Source organism: Providencia sp. PROV255 (assembly GCF_028478065.1).
In the GTDB taxonomy this organism is placed as follows: Bacteria; Pseudomonadota; Gammaproteobacteria; order Enterobacterales; family Enterobacteriaceae; genus Providencia; species Providencia rettgeri.
Window position 1 is genome coordinate 106,263 of record NZ_JAMPMI010000010.1, and the last position, 17,058, is coordinate 123,320.

16 protein-coding genes are annotated in these 17,058 nt (G+C 43.1%); 11 read left to right on the forward strand and 5 right to left on the reverse strand.

Annotated elements, in window-relative coordinates; genetic code table 11:
• Position 1: 1 nt before the first annotated feature.
• The 7 genes from secF to pgpA all read left to right on the forward strand — a co-directional run bounded on the left by secF (position 2) and on the right by pgpA (position 5,752).
• Positions 2-970 carry a protein translocase subunit SecF gene (gene secF, locus PR725_RS12020; RefSeq protein ID WP_004914625.1) on the forward strand — a complete coding sequence of 323 codons (969 nt, stop codon included), beginning with the start codon at positions 2-4 and terminating at the stop codon, positions 968-970.
• 380 nt (positions 971-1,350) lie between these two features.
• Entirely contained in the window at positions 1,351-1,800 is a 450-nt protein-coding gene (nrdR, locus tag PR725_RS12025) for a transcriptional regulator NrdR (protein WP_004914623.1), read from the forward strand.
• 5 nt (positions 1,801-1,805) lie between these two features.
• Positions 1,806-2,921 carry a bifunctional diaminohydroxyphosphoribosylaminopyrimidine deaminase/5-amino-6-(5-phosphoribosylamino)uracil reductase RibD gene (ribD, locus tag PR725_RS12030; protein WP_272569165.1) on the forward strand — a complete coding sequence of 372 codons (1,116 nt, stop codon included), beginning with the start codon at positions 1,806-1,808 and terminating at the stop codon, positions 2,919-2,921.
• A 90-nt stretch (positions 2,922-3,011) separates the two neighbouring features.
• A complete protein-coding gene (gene ribH, locus PR725_RS12035; protein ID WP_004905531.1) occupies positions 3,012-3,485 on the forward strand; it encodes a 6,7-dimethyl-8-ribityllumazine synthase in 474 nt (157 codons plus the stop codon).
• Between the two features lie 103 nt (positions 3,486-3,588).
• Positions 3,589-4,005 (forward strand): transcription antitermination factor NusB, encoded by a 417-nt coding sequence (nusB, locus tag PR725_RS12040; protein ID WP_004914619.1) that lies wholly within the window; start codon positions 3,589-3,591, stop codon positions 4,003-4,005.
• 243 nt (positions 4,006-4,248) lie between these two features.
• Positions 4,249-5,232, forward strand: coding sequence for a thiamine-phosphate kinase (gene thiL, locus PR725_RS12045; protein ID WP_004914616.1), 984 nt, complete (start codon positions 4,249-4,251; stop codon positions 5,230-5,232).
• 1 nt (position 5,233) lies between these two features.
• Entirely contained in the window at positions 5,234-5,752 is a 519-nt protein-coding gene (pgpA, locus tag PR725_RS12050; RefSeq protein WP_109911879.1) for a phosphatidylglycerophosphatase A, read from the forward strand.
• A gap of 406 nt (positions 5,753-6,158) precedes the next feature.
• Here the strand turns inward: pgpA and PR725_RS12055 are convergent, their stop codons facing one another.
• The 5 genes from PR725_RS12055 to fixA all read right to left on the reverse strand — a co-directional run bounded on the left by PR725_RS12055 (position 6,159) and on the right by fixA (position 10,913).
• Complete coding sequence (locus PR725_RS12055) at positions 6,159-7,484, reverse strand: MFS transporter (protein WP_306426767.1); 1,326 nt, start codon at positions 7,482-7,484, stop codon at positions 6,159-6,161.
• A gap of 80 nt (positions 7,485-7,564) precedes the next feature.
• Positions 7,565-7,852: a ferredoxin-like protein FixX gene (fixX, locus tag PR725_RS12060; protein ID WP_004914610.1), complete on the reverse strand. Its 288-nt coding sequence runs from the start codon at positions 7,850-7,852 to the stop codon at positions 7,565-7,567.
• On the reverse strand, positions 7,849-9,135 hold the full coding sequence (gene fixC, locus PR725_RS12065; RefSeq protein ID WP_272569169.1) for an FAD-dependent oxidoreductase FixC: 1,287 nt from the start codon (positions 9,133-9,135) through the stop codon (positions 7,849-7,851). The genes fixX and fixC overlap by 4 nt, the downstream gene beginning before the upstream one ends.
• A 54-nt stretch (positions 9,136-9,189) precedes the next feature.
• Complete coding sequence (locus tag PR725_RS12070; RefSeq protein WP_272569171.1) at positions 9,190-10,131, reverse strand: FAD-binding protein; 942 nt, start codon at positions 10,129-10,131, stop codon at positions 9,190-9,192.
• 11 nt (positions 10,132-10,142) lie between these two features.
• Positions 10,143-10,913, reverse strand: a complete 771-nt coding sequence (fixA, locus tag PR725_RS12075) for a putative electron transfer flavoprotein FixA (RefSeq protein ID WP_109911882.1) — start codon at positions 10,911-10,913, stop codon at positions 10,143-10,145.
• 511 nt (positions 10,914-11,424) lie between these two features.
• On the opposite strand from fixA, the gene caiT reads away from it, so the two are divergent.
• From caiT to caiC, 4 genes are all read left to right on the forward strand, one after another.
• Positions 11,425-12,942, forward strand: coding sequence for an L-carnitine/gamma-butyrobetaine antiporter (gene caiT, locus PR725_RS12080; RefSeq protein ID WP_117162857.1), 1,518 nt, complete (start codon positions 11,425-11,427; stop codon positions 12,940-12,942).
• Positions 12,943-12,976: 34 nt separating this feature from the next.
• Complete coding sequence (gene caiA, locus PR725_RS12085) at positions 12,977-14,119, forward strand: crotonobetainyl-CoA dehydrogenase (RefSeq protein WP_004905499.1); 1,143 nt, start codon at positions 12,977-12,979, stop codon at positions 14,117-14,119.
• Positions 14,120-14,182: 63 nt separating this feature from the next.
• Complete coding sequence (gene caiB / locus PR725_RS12090; protein ID WP_004914591.1) at positions 14,183-15,403, forward strand: L-carnitine CoA-transferase; 1,221 nt, start codon at positions 14,183-14,185, stop codon at positions 15,401-15,403.
• 71 nt (positions 15,404-15,474) lie between these two features.
• Entirely contained in the window at positions 15,475-17,034 is a 1,560-nt protein-coding gene (gene caiC / locus PR725_RS12095; RefSeq protein ID WP_004914587.1) for a crotonobetaine/carnitine-CoA ligase, read from the forward strand.
• The last annotated feature ends 24 nt before the right edge of the window (positions 17,035-17,058 follow it).

The following is a 17,058-nucleotide window of genomic DNA, read 5'->3' on the forward strand; positions in this document are numbered from 1 at the left end:
TGTGGCACAGGATTATACTGTTGAACAATTGAACTATGGCCGTAAAGTTTATGACTTTATGCGCTGGGACAACGTTGCCTTTAGCATTTCTATCGTATTACTGATAGCTTCTTTTGTGATTATTGGCGTCAAAGGTTTTAACTGGGGCTTAGATTTTACCGGTGGTACGGTAATTGAAATCAACTTAAGTCAGCCAGCTGATTTGGATAAAATTCGTGATAGCTTGTCTAACTCGAATCATAAAGATCCATTAATCCAAAACTTTGGTAGCAGCCGCGATATCATGATCCGTATTCCGCCAATTGAAGGCACTGCTGGTCAAGAAGTCGGTAAAGAAATTATCACGATTATCAACCAAAATGTGGATGATAAAGCAACCGTAAAACGCATTGAATTCGTGGGGCCAAGTGTTGGGGCTGAATTAGCGCAAACAGGGGCTTTGGCTCTGTTAACTGCGTTGATTTGTATCCTAGTCTACGTTGGTTTCCGTTTTGAATGGCGTTTGGCCGCGGGTGCCGTGTTATCTCTTGCGCATGATGTGGTGATCACTTTAGGTATTCTGTCTTTGTTCCATATAGAGATAGATATGACTATTGTGGCATCATTGATGTCAGTTATTGGTTACTCACTGAACGACAGTATCGTTGTATCAGACCGTATCCGTGAAAACTTCCGTAAAATACGCCGTGGTACACCGTACGAAATCATGAACGTCTCTTTGACGCAAACATTGAGCCGTACCATCATGACATCAGCCACCACATTATTAGTGGTTCTGATGCTATACCTGTTCGGTGGCGCAATGTTAGAAGGCTTCTCATTGGTTATGTTAATCGGTGTAACTATCGGTACTATCTCATCTATTTATGTGGCTTCTGCATTAGCACTGAAGATGGGTATGAAGCGTGAACACTTGATGCAAGCGAAAGTCGAAAAAGAAGGCGCAGACCAAGAGTCATTACTGCCTTAGTTTTAAAAATGATGAGTAACTAAGCTAATTAGCACTCAAAATAGTTCGTGTTGTAGGTAGGCGGCAAGTGTAATTAATCCCTAGGAGCATACAAAAGTATGTGACTAGGGTTCATAAGCGATGCCAATACCCCTACAACGGGAATAATAAAGAGTTAAGCCAATTAGTGCTCAAAATAGTTCGTGTTGTAGGTAGGCGGCAAGTGTAATTAATCCCTAGGAGCATACAAAAGTATGTGACTAGGGTTAATAAACGATGCCAACACCCCTACAACGCGAAATATGAAGAGCAACGAGAACACCCTAGGAGGCATCTTCTAGGGTGTTTTTTCTCGCACAGTAGGGTAAACTATCTCCCCCTAAATAGATTCAGGAAACGCTATGCACTGCCCATTCTGCTCAGCTGTAGATACGAAAGTTATTGACTCGCGTCTGGTCGGTGAAGGGTCCCAAGTCCGTAGACGCCGCCAGTGCTTACTTTGTCATGAACGCTTCACCACTTTTGAAGTCGCTGAGCTTGTCATGCCTAGAGTCATTAAAAGCGACGATATTCGTGAACCTTTTGATGAAGAAAAGCTTAATCGAGGTATGCAAAAGGCATTAGAAAAACGGCCTGTAAGTTCTGATGACATTGAGCAAGCTATTATTTCTATTAAATCTCAGCTTCGGGCTACGGGGGAACGTGAAGTTCCGTCTAAATTGATTGGTAGTTTGGTTATGGATGAACTGAAAAAGCTCGATAAAGTTGCCTATATCCGTTTTGCTTCTGTTTACCGCAGCTTTGAAGATGTGCGCGAATTTGGCGAAGAAATCGCTAAATTACAGGATTAACGCCAATGATTGAACAAGACAACATGTATATGGCTCGTGCTTTTGAATTGGCACGAAAAGGGCGTTTTACTACATCACCTAATCCAAATGTCGGGTGTGTGATTGTGCGTGATGGTGCCATTGTCGGTGAAGGGTATCATCAGAAAGCAGGGGAACCCCACGCTGAGGTTCACGCATTGCGTATGGCAGGAGAAAAAGCGCAAGGGGCAACGGCCTATGTCACCCTTGAGCCTTGTAGTCATCACGGCCGCACTCCGCCTTGTGCAGAAGCACTGATTAATGCAGGTGTAAGCCGAGTTGTAGCGGCGATGCAAGACCCAAATCCTCAGGTTGCAGGCCGTGGTCTGTATATGTTGTCGCAAGCAGGAATTGAAACACGTAGTAATGTTTTATTAGACGATGCTGAAGCGGCGAACCGTGGCTTTTTAAAACGTATGCGTACCGGGTTTCCCTATATCCAGTTGAAACTTGCTGCTTCGCTTGATGGCAAGACCGCCCTTGAATCTGGGGAAAGCAAATGGATTACCAGCCCGGCAGCTCGCAAAGATGTACAAGCTCTTCGAGCCGAGGCAAGTGCTATTTTAAGTACGAGCAGCACGGTTGTTGCTGATGACCCTTCTTTAACGGTACGTTGGAGTGAGCTCCCATCAGATATCCAACAAGTGTATCCAGAAAGCCAAGTACGCCAACCCATTCGTATTGTGCTAGATAATCACAATCGAGTGACTCCTGACCATAAAGTTACTCAATTAGATGGTGAATGTTGGTTAGTGCGCTCAACCCCAGATGAAAATGCGGTATGGCAAGGAAAAATTGAGCAAATCGCTATTCCAGCAGATGAAAACGGCACCGATCTGGTTATTTTGATGATGCAGCTGGCTAAACGTAATGTGAATAGCATTTGGGTTGAGGCGGGAGCAAAACTCGCTGGCTCATTACTTAAGCTAGGTTTAGTTGACGAACTGATTGTCTATATTGCACCTAAATTATTAGGTGACAGCGCTCGAGGTTTGGTGGACTTTCCGCCGCTTAACGCCCTTGTTGATGCGCCAAAATTTGAATTTACAGAAGTGAAGCAAGTCGGGCCAGACCTTCGTGTCAGGCTTCGTCCCGTATGGTAAGTGGTTTTTTTGAAAATCATACGTACGATACACGAAAGAATGTGATAAAATCCGCGCCCCGCGGGTTATAATTAATATTAGAGGAAGGCTATGAACGTAATTAAAGGTGTTGTTGCTGCTCCACAAGCGCGTGTTGCTATCGCTATCGCTCGTTTTAACAACTTTATTAATGATAGTCTGCTGGAAGGTGCTGTTGATGCGTTAGAACGCATTGGTCAGGTTTCAAATGACAATATTACAATTGTGTGGGTTCCAGGCGCTTATGAGCTGCCATTGACCACAAAAGCATTGGTTGAAACGAATAAATATGATGCAGTGATTGCATTAGGTACTGTGATTCGTGGTGGTACTGCTCACTTTGAATACGTTGCAGGTGAATGTAGCTCCGGTTTATCTCATGTTGCGATGAACAGTGAAGTTCCAGTGACTTTTGGTGTGTTAACCACTGAAAATATTGAACAAGCTATTGAACGTGCGGGTACTAAAGCAGGTAATAAAGGTGCTGAAGCTGCACTGACAGCACTTGAAATGATTAATGTAATTAAGGCCATCAAAGGCAAATAATACACAATTTGCTCTATGTTGCTGTTTTTTCGCCACTGCGGTGTAGATTACGCAATGCAACAAGTGTTTATTGTGTACAGTTTTTAAATTTAAGGGGAATCTTGTGAAACCTGCTGCTCGTCGCCGCGCTCGTGAGTGTGCTGTACAAGCCATTTATTCATGGCAATTATCTGGCAATCCAATTGCTGAAGTCGAATATGAGTTTATTGCTGAACAGGACATGTCAGACGTCGACGTAAACTATTTTCGTGAACTGTTATCAGGTGTTGCGACTAACGCAACAAAACTAGATCAACAGATGGCGCCTTATTTATCTCGTCAGCTCGAAGAGTTAGGGCAGGTAGAAAAAGCGATTTTACGCGTCTCCATGTTTGAATTAAGTTTCCGTGAAGATGTACCTTATAAAGTCGCAATCAACGAAGGTATTGAATTAGCGAAAGTTTTTGGCGCAGAAGATAGCCATAAATTCGTTAACGGTGTATTAGACAAAGCTGCACCTGCGGTACGCCGTAAAAAATAATAATATCAGGGTTCCCTCCTGTAGCACTACGGTAATAAATAGGTAGCCTGGGTTCCAGTCTACCTTTGTGTTTATATGCTCGCGATATTTCAATGGCCGGTGAGCGAAGAATAATTGCAGCCAATTAGATAGACTCTTCAGGTTAGCAATTCAGTGCTATTTACCTATTATTGAATTATTAGGGTGTAAATTATTTGCTTCGTCTTAAACGAAAATAGATATAGCGAAAACGGAAAATCTACCATGTCATATGGCGAATTTGACCTCATCGCGCGTTATTTTAACCGTCAAACCACTAACCGACGTGATGTTAATATCGGTATTGGGGATGACTGTGCGTTGATGACCATTCCAGAAAAACAGCAACTTGCTGTAAGCACTGACACTCTCGTTTCTGGTATTCATTTCCTACCAACCATTTCACCAGCTGATCTTGCTTATAAATCATTAGCATCTAATTTAAGTGACCTCGCAGCGATGGGCGCAGACCCTGCATGGGTTTCTTTGGCAATTACATTGCCTTGTGTTGATTGTGATTGGTTACAATCTTTTAGTGATAGTTTGTTTGAACAGCTTAACTATTATGGCATGCAATTAATTGGTGGTGATACAACCCGAGGCCCTATGAGCTTGACCTACACGGTTCATGGCTTAGTGCCAAACGGCAAAGCGATGTCCCGTGCGGGGGCGCGTAATGGCGATTGGATTTATGTAACGGGGACTCTCGGTGATAGCGCTGCTGGCCTTGCTATTTTACAAGATAAACTGAATGTTAAAAATGTAGAACATCAAGAATGGCTAATTGCGCGCCATTTACGTCCACAGCCACGGATTTTACAAGGCCAAGCATTGAGAAACCTGGCTTCTTCTGCGATTGATATTTCTGACGGTTTAGTTTCTGATCTCAACCACATCTTGAAAGCGAGTAGTTGTGGTGCGCGCATTAATTTAGATGCATTGCCTCAATCAGAAGCGTTGAAACAAAGTTGTAGTATCGAACAAGGGCGTTTATGGTCTTTGAGTGGTGGTGAAGACTACGAACTTTGCTTTACCGTTCCTGAAATTAACCGTGGGGCGCTAGAGATGGCACTTGCACATACAGGCTCAGGCTTTACGTGTATTGGGCAAATTAAGCCGCAGTCTGAAGGAATTAGCTACTTTTGCAATAACCAAGAAGTTGATGTAAACCTAAAAGGTTTCGATCATTTTGTTTCGGAAGGTGCATAGAATGGCTAGTCGCCAAGAAAAAGCAGAAGCAAAAAAACGGCTGAATATGCGTAATCCTTGGCACTTATTGGCTACAGGATTTGGTAGCGGCCTTTCACCTATTGTGCCAGGCACAATGGGCTCTCTTGCTGCGATACCTTTCTGGTTATTAATGGCCAACATGCCAATTTGGAGCCTGTGGGTGCTTATTATCGCGGGTTTTTGGATTGGTTGCTTAATTTGTCAGCGCACTTCCGATGATATGAAAATTCATGACCACGGCAGCATTGTTTGGGATGAATTTATCGGGATGTGGATTACTCTCATGGCGATCCCAGTTGTTGATTATGAATGGGTCATCACCGCCTTCTTTATTTTCCGCATATATGACATGTGGAAGCCATGGCCGATACGGATTTTTGACCGAAAAGTCAGTGGCGGTTTTGGCATCATGATTGACGATATTATTGCGGCGATTTTTGCTTATGTGACTATTTGGTTGTTGGTATGGTATGACATCATGCCATTCTCTACCAACTAAATACGCGTCATATTTTGCGCTGTGGCGTTGTTGGCCGCACTTGGTTACCCGAATCACATACTTGTGTATGCTCATCGGGATAACCTCGATTGCCGCCTAGCCACAACACAAACTATTTAGCGTATAAATACGCGTCATATTTCAAATTGTAGGGGTGTTGGCTTCGCTTATTCGCCCTAGTCATATACTTGTGTATGCTCCTAGGGTCTTATTCGCTTGCCGCCTACCTACAATCTGAACTATTTAGCGTATAAATACGCGTTATACTTCTTACTGCCACTGCGTTACCCTAGTCACATACTCTCCTATGCTCCTAGGGATTAGTTTCTCTTGCTGCCTTGGTGCAGCACGAATTATTTAGCGTATTTGATGTGATTGTTTATCGTAGTAACTTCTTTTACTTCTCTTATGTCTTTTTGCGCCGAATACCCATCACTGAGGTTTGTGCTAGGGTTAAGCCTTTGGTTTCTGGTGCAAATAGGATCGAAACGATCAGTCCGAGTAAAGAAACGCCTGCCCCCATTAATACCACCGAACTGACACCGTATTTAGTGATAAATAGCGGTAATGCCCATGTTGAAAAAATAGTGCCAATACGGCTGATAGACATAATGATCCCAACGGCGGATGCGCGAATATCGGTTGGAAACAGTTCGTTAGGGTAAAGCCATTGTAAAATACCGGGTCCCCCTGAGAAAAAAGCGTAAATCCCAAACATGATAATCACAAGGCAAATACCAAGGTTTGAAAATAGCCCAAGTATGGCAAGTGCGAGGGTCATAATGGCAAAGCTACCAATCAATAATGGTCTCCGTCCCATTTTATTCAGCCAATACATCGCAGGTAAGCAACCTAGCATAAAGAATAAGCTGATAACTACGTTACCGAGTGCAGCGTTTTTTCCTTGATCCCACCCCAACTGCCCAACGATTTGTGGTCCAAAGGTGTAAATTGCAAACATCGGGATCACTTGGCAGGTCCAAATAATGGCGGTGAATAGGACGAAAGAAAAATGCCTCTTAGTGAATAATTGAAGAAAGTGTGTTTTTTGTTGTTCTTCGGCTTCAAATATTACGGGTTGGCCAAATAACTTTTCCATCATTTTTTCACATTCTTTAATGCGCCCTTTGCGAATCAGCCAAAGAGGTGATTCAGGTAAATCAAAACGACCAATCAAAATAATAATACAGGGGATCACTGAGCTACCAAGCATCCAGCGCCAGCCATCTTCCACGTCATATAGCATATAGCCGACGAGATTGGCACAGGTGGCACCGACATACCACATTGCTGCAATAAACCCGACAGCAAATGCACGTTGTTTGGTATTGGAAAATTCGGTGATCATTGACGTTGCAATTGGGTAGTCTGCACCTATTACAATCCCGATTAAGAATCGCATGATAAGCAGCTCCATCGGTGTTGAGACAAACATGGTCGCGACTGAAATGGCACCAATGGCAACAATATCAATTAAAAACATTTTACGACGACCGACTTGGTCGCAAATATAGCCAAATAGAGAAGTACCGATGAATAGGCCCGCCAATGTTGCAGCGCCCAATAAGCCAATCCAGTCACTACTTAAACTTAATACGGGGGTGAGTTGTTCTAAGGCAACGCCGATCAGGACTAATACATAACCATCCAGAAAAGGCCCACCGCTACCCCACAGCATGATCCGTCGGTGAACGGAGGAAAATTGAATATCATCAAAACTTTTTGGTTTCATTATGGGTGTGTCCCTGATCAGCGCAAATAAACGCTTGAAAACTCACGAAGTTATTAGCTTCGAGAGCGATGCTAAATAAATCAGCCGTAACGAAATTCAATACCGAAAGTGCCGCGTGGGTATTCCCACTTTTCTAATGCACTATCTAAGCCAAGAATGCGGCAGGTTCCACATTCGAGACAGCCGGCATAATCGAAACGTACTGAGCCATCTTCTTGTTTTTTATATAATCCCGCAGGGCAAGCTTTAGTTAATGTGTCGAGCACATTCATATCTGGATGCTCTTTTATCACAATATGCGGGTTTTCTTCATCGACATTAAATTTATTAATACCGAGTTTGACATCAACGTTGACTGGATTACTCATATTGCTCTGACTCCTTTAATTCCATCCTTGAGCAAGTTCATAAAGCCCACTTTTTTCGCGTGTTGTAACATGGTCTTACGTAAAGGCACAGGAGCTTCATCTGAAATAGTGAAGAGTTTTTTTGCAATACCAACCGCCATTTCTGGGTAAGCAGAAAACATGCGCGGGTTATCCAAAAACTCAGGCATTTTTTGGTACATTTTCATGTCCCGTAATGGGCCTTCGTTGAGCAGTGCGAGGTATTGATTTAAATTTTGCTTGCTGAAATCGTCAGTTTTCATTGCGCTAAGTACCGCTTTTGCTGCGGCTTCACCTGAAGCAACGGCTAAGTCCATACCACGAATAGTAAAACCTAAATTTATACACATACCCGCGGCATCACCAGCAATTAATACACCATCACGAACCAATTCGGATTGCATTTTTAAACCCGCTTCAGGGACGACGTGCGCGGCATATTCGACCATTTTTCCACCTTCAATCAAAGGTGCAACAGCCGGATGTTGTTTAAAGTCTTCAAGCATTTGCGGAACAGATTTTTTAGCATCTTTAATATGGTGTAGGCCGCAAACTAAGCCGAGTGAAACGGTATCTTCATTGGTATAGAGGAACCCACCGCCCATCAAGCCATCGGTTGGTGAGCCAGCAAATAGCCAAGCAACACCTTCTTTGTCTTTAAGGTTAAAACGGTTAGCTAGAACATCTCTTGGTAGTTCAATGAGCTCTTTTACACCAACAGCGACATGTTCTGCATTGACGCGCTTAGTCATGCCAAGTTGTTCAGCCAGCAGTGAGTTGACGCCATCCGCTAAAATGACCACTTTAGCTTCAAGTACATCACCATCAGCCTCAACACCAACTACCTTGCCATCACGTTCAACTAACTTATCAACTCGAATACCCGTAATACACTGTGCACCAGCATTTTCGGCTTGTTCAACTAGCCATGGATCTAATTTACCGCGTAGTACAGACCAAGACGTTTCATCAGGGCTTTGTTCTGAGCCATTTTGGAAATCAACTGTAACAGCGCCAGTTTCGGTCATAAATGACAGTTTTTCGCGTGTGATCATGCGCTCAATAGGCGCTTCTTGGGTAAAGCCTGGAATAATGCGTTCTAAGCTATGGGCATACATTCGCCCACCTGTTACGTTTTTGCCGCCCGCGTAGTTTCCTCTTTCGATTAGGAGAACTTGCGCACCTTCACGGGCAAGCACCAATGCAGCTACAGAGCCAGCTAGACCTGCGCCTACAATGATTGCATCAAAAATATCATCGGACATAGTTTCTCCAAAGGTCACGAAAACAGTGAGGAAAATGCCTCACTGTTATTGAGTTTATTTCGCCAGTTGTTGCGTTAACGCAGGTAAGATTTTGAACAGATCGCCAACGATCCCGTAGTCTGCAAATTGGAAAATAGGGGCGTTTTTATCTTTGTTGATTGCGACGATCGTTTGTGCGCCATTCGCACCGACCATATGTTGAATCTGCCCTGAAATGCCGACGGCAAGATAAAGTTCAGGTTTGAGCATTAAGTTAGAAATACCCACATAGCGCTCATGTTCCATCCATTTTTCATTTTCTGCGACTGGGCGAGAACAAGCGATTTCAGCACCGATGGTATCGGCAAGCGTTTTGGCAATCGCAATGTTTTCTTGGCTACCAATACCTCGCCCGACACTGACAACTAAGCGTGCCTTGTCTAATTCCACTGAGTTACCTGCTTTTTTCTGAATCGAGGTACGTACAATAGATTGTTTTGGTTCGACCCATTGTGTAGCTTGAGCTGTGCCGCTACGTGATGCATCACTCGGTGCCGCTTCAAATGTACCAGAGGTAAGGGTTGCAATTGAAAATGCGCTATCTAGGGTCTCTTGGCCGAAGGCTAAGCCACCATAAACCATATGTTTAATCAGCGGTTTTTCAGATTCAATTGTGATTGCGGCGGCATCATTGGAAACCGCGGCTTGTAGTTTCGCGCCTAAGCGTGCTGCAAGTAATTTTCCTCTGCGGGTATTTGGTAACAACAGTAAACCGTTATCGCTTTGTTGTTTGATGGTGGAAACCATCGTGTCCGCATAGTCTTCAATAATGCGGTCATCGGGTTTACCTGTTAATAGAAAGACTTGCGAAGCGCCAAGTTGGAAAGCTTGTGCGCTTTGTGCTTCATCAAGGGCAAAAATATTCACTTGCTCGCCAAGCGAGAGGGCACCACCGATAAGTTCAGGTAAGCGAGAAGTCATATCACTAAATACCCAAACGGTTGATAATTTGCTCATAACTCCTCCAATTAAATAATTTTTCTTAAATGTTCAGCAAATTGCGCAATTTGGTCATCGCCATCACCTTCAATGATGACCCGCTGGCGGACTTTTTGTTTCGGCGCGGCGATAGATTGAGACGATAATGCGGCAACGTTATCTAAGCCAATATCTGCCATCGTCCAGGCTTGGACGGGTTTTTTAGCGGCACCTAAAATGGCTTTCATTGAAGGAATAACAGGAACGTTAATGTCGGAGGTTACAGCGATAATGGCCGGTAATGGCATGGATAGCGTTTCAATTTCATCTTCTAGCTCACGTTCTACAATGACCGTATCAGCTGTGATGGAAACAATTTTTTTCACACCATTGATGGCAGGAATTTGCAGCGTTTCACCTAATAAAATGCTCACTTGTTGTGCATTGAGATCTGCGGAGCCATCACCACAAATAATTAAATCGAAGCCCACTTTCTGTGCCGCTGCACCAAGGGTAATGGCAGTTTGATGGGGAAGTGCATGCTCAAGTTGGTCATCAATCACAACAACGAGCTCATCTGGGCCACGCGATAGCACATCTTTACGTGCTTTCATATTCGTGAGTGCTTTACCACCAATACTTAACGCAATCACTTTGCTGTCAGCTTGCTGTGCTTTTATTTGATTAGCGGTTTCAATTGCATTTAAATCATATTGACTGATTTTTGTATCGGCACGTGAAAAATCTAAAGAACCATCTGCGCTATTTACAATAATATCTTGTTCATCAGGAACAGATTTATAGCATGTAATAATATTCATTACATCTCCTAAAATAATATTAATAAATATGATCCGTTTCGGTTTCGGATTATATAATTATCATGAACTGGATATTTAAAAATAAAACCTAAGTCACCAATATTGAAAACCTTAAATTAAAGTGGGTTTAAATATTCATACTGATACCCTACTCACCAATACTGTAAAAATCATCTAGTTATCAATGAAATGTTCAATATTGCTACTGGAATCACCAATACTGAAGGTATTTAATAACATTAACGTTACACAATATTTTATCTCTATGTATTTATTGGTGTTTTAATTATTAAAGTTAATAACAATTATTTATCACGAATAATATTGTGACCTTAATAACAGAATTGTTTATGGGGACTAGACATGATTCGGATAGAATTTGAATTAATACTTAATTAGGTTTGTTGGGATTTAATAATAAATATAAGTTTTAAATGCATATAGATATTAGGTAATGAGAATAATATCTATTTTAAAACTTATATATTAAATAATAAATTGGGACCGAACTATGAGCAAAGAAAATAAAAAAGGTGGGATCGAACCGAAGGTTTTTTTTCCACCGTTGATCATTGTTGGACTACTGTGTTGGTTAACTGTTCGTGATTTAGATGCGTCAAATGAAGTTATCAACCAAGTTTTCAGCTATGTCACCAATGTGTGGGGCTGGGCATTTGAGTGGTATATGGTTGTCATGTTTGGTGGCTGGTTTTGGTTGATTTTAGGGCCTTATGCGAAGAAGCGCTTAGGGGAAGAAAAACCTGAGTTTAGCCGAGCAAGCTGGATTTTCATGATGTTCGCATCTTGTACTTCAGCCGCCGTACTTTTCTGGGGTTCGATTGAAATATTCTACTATGTATCTGCGCCTCCATTTGGTTTTGAGCCTTATTCAAATGAAGCGAAAAATATCGGGTTAGCCTATAGCTTATTCCACTGGGGACCGCTCCCATGGGCGACTTATAGCTTCTTATCGGTCGCATTTGGTTACTTTTTCTTCGTTCGTAAAATGGATGTTATTCGCCCAAGTAGTACGCTGGTTCCATTAGTGGGTGAGAAACACGTAAATGGCTGGTTTGGAACCATTATTGATAACTTTTACTTGGTCGCATTGATTTTAGCAATGGGGACGAGTTTAGGGCTAGCGACACCGCTGGTTACCGAATGTATTCAATACCTGTTTGGAATTCCTCATACTCTTGAGCTCGATGCCATCATTATCTTCTGCTGGATCATCCTGAATGCAATTTGTGTGGCTTTTGGTTTGCAAAAAGGGGTGAGAATCGCCAGTGACGTCCGTAGCTACTTGAGTTTCTTGATGCTGGGATGGGTATTTATTGTTGGCGGCGCTAGCTTCATTGTGAACTATTTTACCGACTCTATCGGGGTTCTAATGATGTATATGCCACGCATGTTGTTCTATACAGATGCAGTCGGCAAAGGCGGTTTCCCACAAGGTTGGACCGTGTTCTATTGGGCGTGGTGGGTAATTTATGCCATCCAAATGTGTATTTTCCTCGCACGTATCTCTAAAGGCCGTACCGTCCGTGAGCTGTGTATCGGTATGGTAGCAGGCTTGACGGCAGGAACTACGTTAATTTGGACAATATTAGGTAGTAATACCCTACAACTGGTAGACCAAAACATTATTAACATTCCAAAGCTGATCGAAGAGTTCGGCGTCGCACGCGCCATCATTGAAACATGGGCTGCTTTACCTTTGAGCACTGTAACAATTTGGGGCTTCTTCATCCTCTGCTTTATCGCCACGGTGACACTGATCAACGCGTGTTCTTACACACTTGCGATGTCAACTTGTCGCGCAGTTAAAGATGGCGATGAGCCACCGTTATTAGTGCGCATTGGTTGGTCTGTCTTAGTTGGCGTTATCGGCATTGTCTTGCTGGCTTTAGGCGGATTAAAACCAATTCAAACCGCGATAATTGCCGGAGGATGCCCACTTTTTTTCGTCAACATCATGGTAACGCTCTCCTTTATTAAAGATGCCAAAGTGCATTGGAAAAATGACTAATTTATTCAAAAACAACATGTAAGAGGTTATTGATATGGATTTTAGATTGAATGATGAGCAGGAACTGTTTGTCGCAGGGATCCGTGAACTGATGGCCAGTGAAAACTGGGAAAGCTATTTCGCCGAATGTGACCGAGACAGTAAATATCCTGAACGCTTTGTCAAAGCCTTAGCGGATATGGAAATCGATAACCTGCTGATCCCAGAAGAACATGGCGGCTTAGATGCAGGGTTTATCACCGTTGCTGCGGTATGGATGGAGCTTGGTCGCCTAGGTGCACCAACCTATGTGTTGTATCAATTACCGGGCGGTTTTAATACGGTGCTTAGAGAAGGAACTCAAGAGCAAATTGACAAAATCATGGCGTTCCGTGGTACGGGTAAACAAATGTGGAACTCGGCGATCACTGAACCGGGTGCAGGATCTGATGTTGGTAGCCTACAAACCACCTACCAACGCCGTAATGGCAAAGTGTATTTGAACGGTAGTAAATGTTTTATCACCAGTAGTGCTTACACACCATACATTGTGGTGATGAGTCGCGATGCGGATTCACCAGACAAACCTGTTTTCACCGAATGGTTCTTAGATATGAGCAAACCAGGTATCAAGGTGAATAAACTTGAAAAGCTGGGTTTACGCATGGATAGCTGTTGTGAAATTACTTTTGATAACGTCGAACTGGATGAAAAAGACATGTTTGGCCGCGAAGGTAACGGTTTTAACCGTGTAAAAGAAGAGTTCGACCATGAGCGTTTCTTAGTGGCATTAACTAACTATGGTACCGCGATGTGTGCGTTCGAAGATGCGGCGCGTTACGCTAACCAGCGTGTTCAATTCGGTGAAGCCATTGGTCGTTTTCAGTTAATTCAAGAAAAATTTGCACATATGGCGATCAAGCTCAATTCAATGCGCAACATGTTATATGAAACTGCATGGAAGAGTGACAACGGATTGATCACCTCTGGTGATGCAGCAATGTGTAAATACTTCTGTGCAAATGCGGCATTTGAAGTCGTGGACTCTGCGATGCAAGTACTCGGTGGTGTAGGAATTGCAGGTGAGCACCGAATTGCCCGTTTCTGGCGTGACCTTCGTGTGGATCGCGTATCAGGTGGTTCAGATGAAATGCAAATACTGACATTAGGCCGTAGCGTACTGAAACAATACCGCTAATAACTGAACGTAATGGGATGGTTTTCAAGAGAAGGCCAACCCTGCTTCACAGGAGATAAGAACATGGCAGAGCATCTACCTATGCCAGAATTTGGCCCTCTAGCTGGGGTTAGAGTGGTATTTTCAGGAATTGAAATTGCTGGCCCATTTGCAGGGCAAATGTTTGCAGAATGGGGCGCTGAAGTGATCTGGATAGAAAATGTCGCCTGGGCAGACACTATTCGCGTTCAACCCAACTACCCACAGCTATCACGGCGTAATTTACGTGCGTTATCATTGAATATTTTCAAAGATGAGGGGCGTGACGCGTTTCTAAAACTGATGGAAACAACCGATATCTTCATTGAAGCGAGTAAAGGCCCCGCATTTGCTCGTCGTGGTATCACGGACGAAGTACTTTGGGAACATAACCCTAAACTGGTCATTGCACACTTATCCGGTTTTGGGCAGTACGGTGACCCACAATATACCAACCTCGCAGCGTATAACACCATTGCTCAAGCCTTCAGCGGCTATCTGATTCAAAACGGTGATAAAGACCAGCCAATGCCGGCTTTTCCTTATACCGCAGACTATTTTTCTGGCATGACGGCGACAACTGCCGCACTGGCTGCATTGTATAAAGCACGTGAGACTGGAAAAGGTGAAAGCATTGACGTTGCTATGTATGAAGTGATGTTGCGTATGGGGCAATACTTCATGATGGACTACTTCAATGGTGGAGAGATCTGCCCACGTATGACAAAAGGGAAAGACCCCTATTACGCAGGTTGTGGCCTATATAGTTGTAATGATGGCTATATCGTGATGGAAATTGTTGGTATCACGCAAATTCAGGAAATTTTTAAAGATATTGGGTTGGCGCATCTGTTAGGTACACCAGAAATACCGGAAGGCACACAGTTAATTCACCGTGTGGAATGCCCTTATGGGCCTTTAGTTGAAGAAAAACTCGATGAATGGCTAGGTTCACGTTCGATTGATGAAGTGTTAGCAAGACTCGCGGAATTGAATATTGCTAGCGCCAAAGTCCTTACTATTCCTGAGTTAGAAACCAATCCTCAATACATTGCACGCGAATCTATTACCAGTTGGCAAACAATGGAAGGAAAAACCTGTCGTGGTCCTAACGTCATGCCTAAATTCAAAAATAACCCCGGACAAATTTGGCGAGGCATGCCATCACACGGTATGGACACGACAGATATCTTAAAAAATATTGGATACAGCGAAACTGATATTCGGGGGTTAGTCGATAAAGGGCTAGCCAAAATAGTTGATTAATTGAATGGGTACTCAGGTCAATGATGACTATTGAGCTGAGTATTCATCAGGGAAATGATGGGTAACAATTAATGGATGTAATCGGTAAACAAAATTTGCGTCAAATGTGGGATGATTTAGCGTTAACCCATGGAAACAGCCAGGCGCTTATCTTTGAATCCTGCGATGGAAAAACTAGCAAGTTCAGCTATTTAGAAATGAACCAGCACATTAATCGCACCGCCAATCTCTTTTTAGCCTATGGCATTCAAAAAGGCGATAAAGTGGCTTTACATTTAGATAATTGCCCGGAATTTTTCTTTTGCTGGTTTGGCTTGGCTAAAATTGGGGCGATTATGGTCCCAATTAATGCGCGTTATAAATACAATGAAAGTGCTTGGATCATGCAGAACTGCCAACCCAAAATGGTAGTCACTCGTTCCTCTTTCTTAGATATTTATCAACAAGTATTCGCTGACGTAGCGACAAGTCTAAAACATATTTTTTTGATTACAGACACACAAATTGAACCCGTAGAGCATATTTCTGACTTTTGGTTTGAACAGTCACAACAACATACGCAATTGACTCAGGTTGTTGAATTGAGTGTCGATGATACGGCCGAGATTTTATTTACCTCTGGAACGACCTCGAAGCCTAAAGGGGTAATTATTACCCACTATAACCTCCGCTTTGCCGGTTATTACTCTTCTTGGCAAAACAGCTTACGCTCTGATGATATTTATTTAACAGTCATGCCTGCTTTTCATATTGACTGCCAATGTACAGCTTCTATGGCTGCATTTTCTGTCGGTGCAACGTTTGTGTTATTAGAGAAATACAGCGCACGCCGTTTTTGGCAACAAGTGGTGAAATACAAAGCGACTGTCATCGAACTTATCCCCATGATGATCCGCACATTATTAAGCCAGCCGCTGGCGGATAACGAAAAAGATCATTGTTTACGAGAAGCCATGTTTTACCTCAATTTAAGTGAAGAAGAACGCGACCAGTTTATGGCCCGTTTTGGGGTGAAGCGGTTTTTAACTTCGTATGGAATGACGGAGACTATTGTTGGTTTGATTGGTGACCGGCCTGGCGATATGCGTCGCTGGCCGTCCATTGGTCGCCCGGGTTTTTGTTATCAGGCTCAAATTCGGGACAGAAATAACCAGCGTGTTGGTGCGGGGGTTATTGGTGAGCTCTGTGTGAAAGGTGAGCGTGGTAAAACCCTTTTTAAAGAGTATTACAACAACCCTGAAGCGACCGCAAAAACCTTTGATGAAGCGGGATGGATGCACACGGGGGACTTTGCCTACCAAGACGAAGATGGCTTTTTCTATTTTGTCGATAGAAGCAGCAATATGATCAAACGCGGTGGAGAAAATGTCTCTTGCAGTGAAATTGAAAATATTATTGCCTCACACCCTGCCATTGTGGATGTAGCAGTGATCGGCGTTGCGGATGACATCCGAGATGAAGCGATTAAAGCTTTTATTGTGCTTGAAGAAGGGGAAACCTTAACTCAGGAAGAGTTCTTTGCTTTTTGTGAAAAACAAATGGCGAAATTTAAGGTGCCAACGTGTGTTGAGGTACGTAAAGATTTACCGCGTAACTGCTCTGGAAAAGTATTGAAAAAACATCTGCAATAATCGACAAACGTGATTAATTTTGCA